The organism is Exiguobacterium sp. UBA6282, assembly GCF_002440475.1.
Taxonomy (GTDB): Bacteria; Bacillota; Bacilli; order Exiguobacteriales; family Exiguobacteriaceae; genus Exiguobacterium_A.
In genome coordinates this window covers 132,327-141,068 of the sequence record NZ_DJUM01000053.1, presented here as the reverse complement: position 1 = coordinate 141,068, position 8,742 = coordinate 132,327, and the positions used below count along the sequence as shown (strand labels likewise).

The following is an 8,742-nucleotide window of genomic DNA, read 5'->3' as shown; positions in this document are numbered from 1 at the left end:
TTAACCGTCAAGGACGTCTTGGTTTCTACGCTCCAGTAGCTGGACAAGAAGCGTCAATGATCGGTACGCAATTCGCTTTGGATAAAGATGACTGGATTCTTCCTGGATACCGTGATATTCCACAAATGGTCTTCCATGGCTTCCCACTTTACAAAGCATTCTTGTTCTCACGCGGTCACATCACAGGTGGTCAGATTCCTGAAGGTGTTAACGTCTTAATGCCACAAATCATCATCGGTGCGCAGATCGTTCAAGCGGCTGGTGTTGCTCTCGGTCTTAAGAAAAGCGGTAAAGAACAAGTAGCGATCACTTACACAGGTGATGGTGGTTNNTCACAAGGGGACTTCTATGAAGGTATGAACTTCGCTGGAGCTTTCAAAGCACCTGCAATCTTCGTCGTTCAAAACAACCGTTTCGCAATCTCGACACCTGTCGAAAAACAATCTATGGCGAAAACAATCGCTCAAAAAGCTGTTGCTGCTGGTATCAATGGTATCCAAGTCGACGGTATGGACGTTCTTGCTGTATACGCAGCTACGAAACAAGCACGCGTAGAAGCACTTAACGGTGTTCCGACATTGATTGAAACATTGACTTACCGTTATGGACCACACACACTCGCTGGTGATGATCCAACACGTTACCGTACAAAAGACATGGATGATGAGTATCAAGCACAAGATCCACTCGTCCGTTTCCGTGCTTTCATGGAAGCAAAAGGTCTTTGGAACGAAGATAAAGAGAACGAAGTCATCGAGCAAGCTAAAGCTGACGTTAAGGAAGCACTTGCACAAGCTGACAAAGAACCAAAACAAAAAGTTACAGATTTCATCAACGTGATGGCTGAAAAGCTTCCACTAAACCTGCAAGAGCAGCTTGATGAGTATACAGCAAAGGAGTCGAAATAACCCATGGCACAAATGACGATGATCCAAGCGATCACTGACGCAATGCGCGTCGAGATGAAACGCGACGAACAAGTTCTCTTGTTCGGTGAAGACGTCGGTAAAAACGGTGGGGTATTCCGTGCGACAGAAGGTCTTCAAGATGAGCTCGGCGAAGACCGTGTCTTCGATACACCACTTGCGGAATCAGGTATTGGTGGTCTTGCTGTCGGATTCAGTCTGACAGGATTCCGTCCAATCATGGAAATCCAATTCTTCGGATTCGTATTCGAAGTATTCGATTCAGTTGCAGCACAACTCGCGCGTCTCCGTTACCGTTCAGGTGGCACATACAATGCACCTGTAACAATCCGTTCACCATTCGGTGGCGGTGTTAAAACACCGGAACTTCACGCAGATAACCTCGAAGGACTCATGGCTCAGTCACCAGGACTTAAAGTTGTCATTCCTTCAACACCATACGATGCAAAAGGTCTCTTGATCGCGTCAATCCGTGATAACGACCCAGTCGTATTCCTCGAGCACATGAAACTCTACCGTTCATTCCGCGGTGAAGTGCCAGAGGGCGATTACACGATCGAACTCGGAAAAGCTGATGTAAAACGTGAAGGTACAGATGTAACAATCGTCACTTACGGTGCGATGGTGCACGCTTCACTTAAAGCAGCAGAAGAGCTCGAAAAAGAAAACATCAGCGTCGAAATCATCGACTTGATGACGATCAGCCCGATCGATATCGATACGATTCTTGCTTCTGTCAAGAAAACAAACCGTGTCGTCGTCGTTCAAGAAGCACAAAAACAAGCGGGTATCGCTGCAATGGTTGCAACTGAAATCCAAGAACGTGCAATCCTTGACCTCGAAGCACCGATTCTTCGTGTTGCTGCTCCAGATACGATCTTCCCATTCGCACAAGGTGAAGACGTCTGGATCCCGGATCACAAAGATATTGTCGAGAAAGTCAAGACTGTCTACAATTTCTAAGAGCATTTCGGAAAATAAGGAGAGGGGTACATTCTCTCCTTGCTTCCGTTTTTACAGATAACAATCGACTAGAAGAGTGAACTAAAAGGAGGCATATTCAAATGGGTTTATTTGAATTCAAATTGCCGGATATCGGTGAGGGTATTCATGAAGGTGAAATCGTAAAGTGGTTCGTAAAAGCGGGCGACACTGTCAAAGAAGATGATGTTCTTCTTGAAGTACAAAACGATAAAGCAGTCGTTGAAATTCCATCGCCAGTTGATGGTACTGTTAAAGAAGTAAAAGTTGACGAAGGTGTCGTAGCTGTCGTTGGCGACGTCCTCATCACTTTCGAAGTCGAAGGCGAAGGTTCTGCTCCTTCTGAAGAAGCAGAGCAACCAAAAGCTGAAGAAAATGCGAAAGACGTTCAAGATACGGATCAAAAAGTGGAAGACAAACCAAACGAGGTTCAAATCCATAAATCAGAACGCGTCATCGCGATGCCATCTGTCCGTAAATATGCACGTGAAAAAGGTGTCGACATCCGTGAAGTCCAAGGTTCTGGAGACAACGGTCGTGTCGTTAAAGAAGACATCGATGCATTCGCAAACGGTGGACAAACTTCTGATGCACCAGCAACTGAAGAAAAAGCACCAGCTGCTTCTGCACCAAAAACAGAAGTGAAGCCATACGTTGCTGCTCAACCTGAACTTGAAACACGCGAGAAAATCAAAGGAATCCGTAAAGCGATTTCGAAAGCAATGGTTAATTCGAAACATACAGCTCCACACGTAACACTCATGGACGAAGTGGACGTTACGAACCTCGTTGCACTCCGTAAAAACTTCAAAGAAGTTGCGGCTGCTCAAGGTACGAAATTGACTTACCTTCCGTTCGTCGTAAAAGCATTGACTGCTGCTGCTAAAAAATACCCGGCAATCAACGCATCAATCGACGATGTAAACGAAGAAATCGTCTACAAAAACTACTTCAACATCGGTATTGCTGCTGATACAGACAACGGTCTTGTCGTACCAGTCGTCAAAGATGCAGATCGTAAATCGATCTTCGCACTTGCTGACAACATCAATGACCTTGCTGGTAAAGCACGTGACGGAAAACTTTCTGGAGACGAGATGAAAGGCGGATCAATCACGATCACTAACATCGGTTCTGCTGGCGGTCAATGGTTCACACCAGTCATCAACCACCCAGAAGTTGCAATCCTCGGTATCGGTCGTATCGCTGAAAAAGCGGTCGTCAAAAACGGCGAAATCGTTGCTGCACCAGTTCTTGCACTTTCATTCAGCTTCGACCACCGTCTCATCGATGGTGCAACTGCACAAAACGCGCTTAACTTAGTTAAACGCCTATTGAACGACCCACAACTTCTCATCATGGAGGGATAAGCAATGGTAGTAGGTGAATTCGCACAAGAAACAGATTTACTCGTAATCGGGGCTGGCCCTGGTGGTTACGTTGCTGCAATCCGCGGCGCGCAACTTGGTATGAAAGTAACAATCGTTGAACGTGAAAACGTCGGCGGTGTCTGCTTAAACGTAGGATGTATCCCATCAAAAGCCTTGATCACTGCAGGACATAACTTCCAGCACGCTAAAGGTTCAAGCGATATGGGGATCACTTCTGAGAATGCAACTGTCGATTTCTCGAAAGTTCAATCTTGGAAACAATCTGTCGTCAACAAATTGACTGGCGGCGTTAGTGGTCTTCTTAAAGGCAACAAAGTCGAGACTGTCGTTGGGGAAGCTTACTTCCAATCAGAAGATACAGTTCGTATCATCAACGAAGATTCTTCGACTCCTTACAAATTCAAGAAATGTATCATCGCGACTGGTTCGACTCCAATCGAACTTCCAGCTTTCAAATGGTCAAAACGCGTTCTTTCTTCAACAGGCGCATTGAACCTTCCTGAAATCCCGAAAAAACTCATCGTCATCGGTGGCGGATACATCGGGATGGAGCTTGGTACAGCGTATGCGAACTTCGATACAGAAGTCGTCATTCTTGAAGGAACAAAAGACATCCTTTCTGGTTTCGAGCCTGCTATGACACAAGTCGTCAAGAAAAAGCTCAAACAAAAAGGTAACATCACGATCCACAACGAAGCACTTGCACAAAGTGTGGAAGAGTCAGAAGATGGTGTTAAAGTAACATTCGAAGTCAACGGTGAAGCACAAACAGTTGAAGCGGACTACGTCCTCGTCACTGTTGGTCGTCGTCCTAACACAAGTGATCTTGGTCTTGAAATGGCAGAAGTCAAAGTCAGCGACCGTGGTCTTGTTGAAATCGACGATCAGTGCCGTACTTCAAACGAAAACATTTACGCAATCGGTGATATCGTTCCAGGACCACCACTTGCGCACAAAGCTTCATTCGAAGCTAAAATCGCTGCTGAAGCAGCTGCAGGACACCCTGCATACCTCGACTACAGCGCGATTCCAGCGGTCGTCTTCACAGACCCAGAACTCGCTACAGTCGGTTACACGGAAGCACAAGCGAAAGAAGAAGGACTCGACTATGTCGCGTCTAAATTCCCTTACGCTGCGAATGGTCGTGCACTTGCACTCAACGAGCCAGACGGCTTCTTGAAAATGATTACTCGTAAATCAGATGGTCTCTTGATCGGCGCGCAAATCGCTGGTACAGGCGCTTCTGATATGATCGCTGAAATGGGACTCGCAATCGAGTCTGGTATGACAGCTGAAGATATCGCACTCACAATCCACGCGCACCCATCACTTGGTGAAATCGCAATGGAAACTGCTGAAGTTGCAATCGGTAGCCCGATCCATATCATTAAATAATTCCGAAACACCTCATGCACGGGGAGCCGACCGTGTATGAGGTGTTTTTTTTGTTTTGTCTTGATTCAAAAAAGGAAAAGAATAAAAAATGGAGAGGGTGGACGCATATGGAATCCGTGACTGCCTTAGAGGAGCTGTATTACGTATCAGAGATGGATAAGGTTCGCTTTGTAGGCTGGACGACCGCATTCGCTCGCTATGATTTCGCTGTCATCTGTACAGGACAATTTTTTGGGAAAGTACTCGTCGTTAGTTTAACTGGTGGTCAGTCAGCGTTATTTGATCAACAGGATGTGTTAAATGGAGAAGTTTTAGCTCGTACTTTTGCAATTGAGCATGAGGATGTTGCATTAATTGGTGAAGCATTAGCGGCATTCATTCCTTGTTCGCCAAACGATGAATATGCAGAATGAAACGATCCAATTAAAAAAGCAGTAATCCTCATCTAGTAAGGATTACTGCCTTGTTTTGTCTTCACCGAATTGCATTCGATTGCTGAATGACTTTGATCGTCTCGAGCGAATGATCCTCAAGACCTTGAACCGGAAGACCAGCTTCAATGTTTTCTTTAATATAGGCAAGATTGTCTGCCGTGATCATTTCGCCAGGAATAAAGATGGGAATACCAGGAGGATACACCATCATGAATTCAGCTGAAATCCGTCCGACCGCATCGACTAACGGAATTGTCTCTGTTTCTTCATAGAAAGCATCACGTGGGCTGAGAGCGAGCGCTGGAATGTCTGGAAGGACGATTGAGTGATCAGTCGTTTCAGCGCCATTATTCTGATAGCGTGCAACAAGTAAAGACATCGCATGTAGGAATGCATCGATTGTCTCTTCCGAGTCACCAGAAGTGATGATGACAAGGATATTATTTAAATCAGAAAGTTCAACTTCGATCCGATGTTCTTCACGCAAAAACTCTTCGACAAGGTGACCAGAGATACCAAGTCCCTTAACGGAAACGAGCACTTTCGTTGGATCAAAAGCGAACGTCGCACTTGAATGAAGATCGGATTCGCCGAAAACGGCGAGATAAGGAAGCTTCGCTAATCCGAAACGCATCCGTGTCGCGAGTTCGAGTGCCCGACGATTCATCGCTTCACCGTTGATTGCAAGATGGCGCCGTGCGCAGTCAAGAGAAGCAAGCAGTAGATAGGATGTTGAAGTCGTCGTCAACATCGAGAGTACCGCTTGGACCTTATCCGGAGAGACAAGACCCCGGCGAACGTTTAAAACAGAGCTTCCAGTGAGTGATCCACCGAGTTTATGGACACTCGTTGCTGCGAGATCAGCTCCTGCTTGCATCGCAGATAACGGCATATCTTCGTGGAAGGCGATATGGACGCCGTGTGCTTCGTCGACGAGTACCGGAATACCCTTACTATGGGAAAGTTTGACGATGCTCTCCAAGTCGCCAGCAACGCCGAAATACGTCGGGTTGATGACGAGCACTGCCTTTGTATCAGGATGAAGTGCAAGGGCACGTTCTACCGCGCTTGGTGTGATACCGTGTGCGATACCAAATGTCTCATCGAATTCAGGATGAATGAAAATCGGGTGCGCACCAGAAAGAACGATAGCTGACATCACCGATTTATGAACATTCCGAGGAACGAGAATTTTATCATCAGGTCCGACGACGCTCATGATCATTGCCATGATTGCGGTTGACGTTCCTTGTACGGAAAAGAACGTTTCGTCGGCATGGAAGGCTTGAGCTGCCAATTGATGAGCTTCCTTAATGATTGCCTTTGGATGATGAAGATCATCAAGGGGAGCGATATTGATTAAATCGATATCGAGCGCATTCTGACCGATGAACGATCGAAAGGCTGGATCCATTCCTTGACCATTTTTATGACCGGGAATATGAAATTGAATTGGTTGACGTTTCGCATGCGCGAGTAGCGCATCGAATAAAGGTGTATCGAGCTGTGTTAAGCTTTTTGTTTGCACCAGATTTCCCCCCCTTAAAACCGAATAAAAATACAATCAAACAAGCTAACTATAACAAGTTTTCGGGCGGTTGCAACTGTTTTATGCTTCTTTTCCGTGTAAAATAGAAAAGTGCAGAAAGGAAGTGGGAATGATGGCATTGAATTATCCGCTCAATTCCGATTGGTCGACGGAAGAAATTGTGAAAGTCATCGACTTTTTCAATTTAGTCGAACAAGCGTATGAATCAGGTGTAGAACGACAACGTTTGCTCGAGGCATATCGGGAATTTAAGCAAATCGTCACCTCGAAATCCGAGGAAAAACAGTGGGATCAGTTTTATATGGAAGAGACAGGTTGCTCAAGTTATCGGACGATGCAACAGGCAAAACGCCAAGAAGATCCAATCGTGCGCATGAAAAAAAAATGACATCATAAAAGATAAGACTCCTATGCGATCGTATAGGAGTCTTATCTTTTATACGGACTGGAAATGTGCGGAAAATGATCATCATTTGTTTAAAGTGGAAGGGAAGCGGCTATATACTACATACAAGACGTTATCCTTACAAATATGTGAAACTGTATTTTTTAAAATTAGATGCTTTACATCTAAGTTGAATCGTACTATTATTGATTCAATCCACTGATAAGTCGCAATTGTCTGACAAATTAAACTTCTGTTTATCCCGCGAAGGAGTGTGGTTACTGTGAAACAAGTGATAGAAGCATACAAGAGAAAAGATGCAGAAAAACGCATTCCTGTATTGCGTCTCGAAATCGACTATGAGCTTGCTACATTACATGATGCGATGGTGGCAAGTGACGCAGAAGCTGTTGGTGCAAGTAAAGAGCGCCTCGAAAAATATCGTCAAGAGATGGTACGTCTTGAAGCTTGATTTCAACGTCCTTTTCTCTACCTTATAATAAAATATCACTACTTCAACCAGCGAATCGTTCGCTGGTTTTCTTTTTTTGTTACTATAGAAGAAGCTGGAAACGATGATGAAGGAGTGAAGGAAGATGCAAATCGAGTTGGATGCGATAGACTTGATCAAGCGAGCAGGGAAATACATTCGCGAAAAGATTGATGTGTCGTATCACATTGAACAGAAAACCGGAAAAAGTGATTTAGTGACGGAGATTGATCAAGCCGTCGAGGATTTATTGATTAAAGGTATTCTAGATCGCTATCCGGATCATCATATTTATGGTGAAGAGGGGCGCATCGCTCGACCCGATACACTCGAAGGTACGATTTGGTTCGTTGATCCGATCGACGGAACGATGAACTTCATCCGTCAAAAGCGAATGTTCGCCATCTCAATTGCGATCATGATGGAAGGGGAATTACGGTACGGATTTGTTTATGATGTCATGGCTGACGAGCTATTTCATGTCATCAAAGGACAAGGGGCTTATCAAAACGGTATTCGGTTACCTCAACTGACAGAACGGAGCGTTAAGGAAGCGATCATCTGTATGAATGCTACCTGGGTGACGCCGAACCGTCGAATTAACACGGATCGTCTTGCTCCGCTCGTGCGACACGCAGTAGGTGTACGAGCGATTGGTGCAGCTTCCCTTGAACTCGCATGGACGGCTGCCGGACGCGTTGATGGATATATCACGATGCGTAACATGCCTTGGGATTATGCAGCCGGTCAATTATTGATTGAAGAGCTTGGTGGACGTGTCGGGACGATTACCGGAGAGCCGATGTCGTTTCTCGAGCAAACGAGTGTATTAGCAGGGAGCCAGACATTCGTTGAAGATGTATTGACGTTTGTACAAACACAAGAGGATTGAAAAAAGGTCCTTTCGTTTTAAACGAAAGGAACCTTCTCAGTCATGTTTGTTTGCGCAAACGTGCCTTTAAAACGAATCCGGCACCCATCGCAACTATCATCAAGACGACAGAGGCGATCGTCATCGGTACGTTTTGTTCCGCGATGAAAATGCCGATGCCTGCCATGGATCCTACTGCAAGCATGGCAAGTAACAAAAATAGTAGACGCATGTTTTTTCCCCCTCTACCCGTGAGTACGTTAACAGTGTAGCGTGAATGAAGAATAATGAAAAGGCTTTCGAGATGATGTCGAATCTTA

Annotated in this window: 10 protein-coding genes; 8 read left to right on the top strand and 2 right to left on the bottom strand. The window is 45.3% G+C overall.

The genetic code is table 11. The annotated features are described in order from the left end of the window. From B2751_RS13830 to B2751_RS13810, 5 genes are all read left to right on the top strand, one after another. Positions 1 to 908: thiamine pyrophosphate-dependent dehydrogenase E1 component subunit alpha (locus tag B2751_RS13830; RefSeq protein WP_290775312.1), on the top strand; the 908-nt coding region annotated here is incomplete at its 5' end. A gap of 3 nt (positions 909 to 911) precedes the next feature. Next, positions 912 to 1,889 carry an alpha-ketoacid dehydrogenase subunit beta gene (locus tag B2751_RS13825; RefSeq protein WP_035406692.1) on the top strand — a complete coding sequence of 326 codons (978 nt, stop codon included), beginning with the start codon at positions 912 to 914 and terminating at the stop codon, positions 1,887 to 1,889. Between the two features lie 101 nt (positions 1,890 to 1,990). Continuing rightward, on the top strand, positions 1,991 to 3,277 hold the full coding sequence (locus B2751_RS13820) for a dihydrolipoamide acetyltransferase family protein (RefSeq protein WP_035406694.1): 1,287 nt from the start codon (positions 1,991 to 1,993) through the stop codon (positions 3,275 to 3,277). A 3-nt stretch (positions 3,278 to 3,280) separates the two neighbouring features. Beyond that, on the top strand, positions 3,281 to 4,693 hold the full coding sequence (gene lpdA / locus B2751_RS13815) for a dihydrolipoyl dehydrogenase (RefSeq protein WP_056062389.1): 1,413 nt from the start codon (positions 3,281 to 3,283) through the stop codon (positions 4,691 to 4,693). A gap of 107 nt (positions 4,694 to 4,800) precedes the next feature. Continuing rightward, entirely contained in the window at positions 4,801 to 5,106 is a 306-nt protein-coding gene (locus B2751_RS13810; RefSeq protein WP_290775310.1) for an SAV0927 family protein, read from the top strand. A 61-nt stretch (positions 5,107 to 5,167) separates the two neighbouring features. On the opposite strand, the gene B2751_RS13805 is transcribed toward B2751_RS13810, so the two are convergent. Next, positions 5,168 to 6,655 carry an aminotransferase class I/II-fold pyridoxal phosphate-dependent enzyme gene (locus tag B2751_RS13805; RefSeq protein ID WP_035406702.1) on the bottom strand — a complete coding sequence of 496 codons (1,488 nt, stop codon included), beginning with the start codon at positions 6,653 to 6,655 and terminating at the stop codon, positions 5,168 to 5,170. Positions 6,656 to 6,788: 133 nt separating this feature from the next. Here B2751_RS13805 and B2751_RS13800 point away from each other — a divergent pair, with 133 nt between their 5' ends. The 3 genes from B2751_RS13800 to B2751_RS13790 all read left to right on the top strand — a co-directional run bounded on the left by B2751_RS13800 (position 6,789) and on the right by B2751_RS13790 (position 8,443). Beyond that, positions 6,789 to 7,064 carry a UPF0223 family protein gene (locus tag B2751_RS13800; RefSeq protein ID WP_290775308.1) on the top strand — a complete coding sequence of 92 codons (276 nt, stop codon included), beginning with the start codon at positions 6,789 to 6,791 and terminating at the stop codon, positions 7,062 to 7,064. Positions 7,065 to 7,344: 280 nt separating this feature from the next. Continuing rightward, positions 7,345 to 7,533, top strand: coding sequence for a hypothetical protein (locus B2751_RS13795; RefSeq protein WP_023468845.1), 189 nt, complete (start codon positions 7,345 to 7,347; stop codon positions 7,531 to 7,533). A 124-nt stretch (positions 7,534 to 7,657) separates the two neighbouring features. After that, complete coding sequence (locus B2751_RS13790; protein WP_035406708.1) at positions 7,658 to 8,443, top strand: inositol monophosphatase family protein; 786 nt, start codon at positions 7,658 to 7,660, stop codon at positions 8,441 to 8,443. 40 nt (positions 8,444 to 8,483) lie between these two features. On the opposite strand, the gene B2751_RS13785 is transcribed toward B2751_RS13790, so the two are convergent. After that, entirely contained in the window at positions 8,484 to 8,654 is a 171-nt protein-coding gene (locus tag B2751_RS13785) for a DUF5325 family protein (RefSeq protein WP_162236131.1), read from the bottom strand. Between the last annotated feature and the right edge of the window lie 88 nt (positions 8,655 to 8,742).

What these genes read in the sequence shown, in the direction of transcription:
- B2751_RS13825 (WP_035406692.1), top strand. Translation starts at nt 912, where the DNA reads ATGGCACAAATGACGATGATCCAAGCGATCACTGACGCAATGCGCGTC.
- B2751_RS13820 (WP_035406694.1), top strand. Translation starts at nt 1,991, where the DNA reads ATGGGTTTATTTGAATTCAAATTGCCGGATATCGGTGAGGGTATTCAT.
- lpdA (WP_056062389.1), top strand. Translation starts at nt 3,281, where the DNA reads ATGGTAGTAGGTGAATTCGCACAAGAAACAGATTTACTCGTAATCGGG.
- B2751_RS13810 (WP_290775310.1), top strand. Translation starts at nt 4,801, where the DNA reads ATGGAATCCGTGACTGCCTTAGAGGAGCTGTATTACGTATCAGAGATG.
- B2751_RS13800 (WP_290775308.1), top strand. Translation starts at nt 6,789, where the DNA reads ATGGCATTGAATTATCCGCTCAATTCCGATTGGTCGACGGAAGAAATT.
- B2751_RS13790 (WP_035406708.1), top strand. Translation starts at nt 7,658, where the DNA reads ATGCAAATCGAGTTGGATGCGATAGACTTGATCAAGCGAGCAGGGAAA.
- B2751_RS13785 (WP_162236131.1), bottom strand. Translation starts at nt 8,654, where the DNA reads ATGCGTCTACTATTTTTGTTACTTGCCATGCTTGCAGTAGGATCCATG.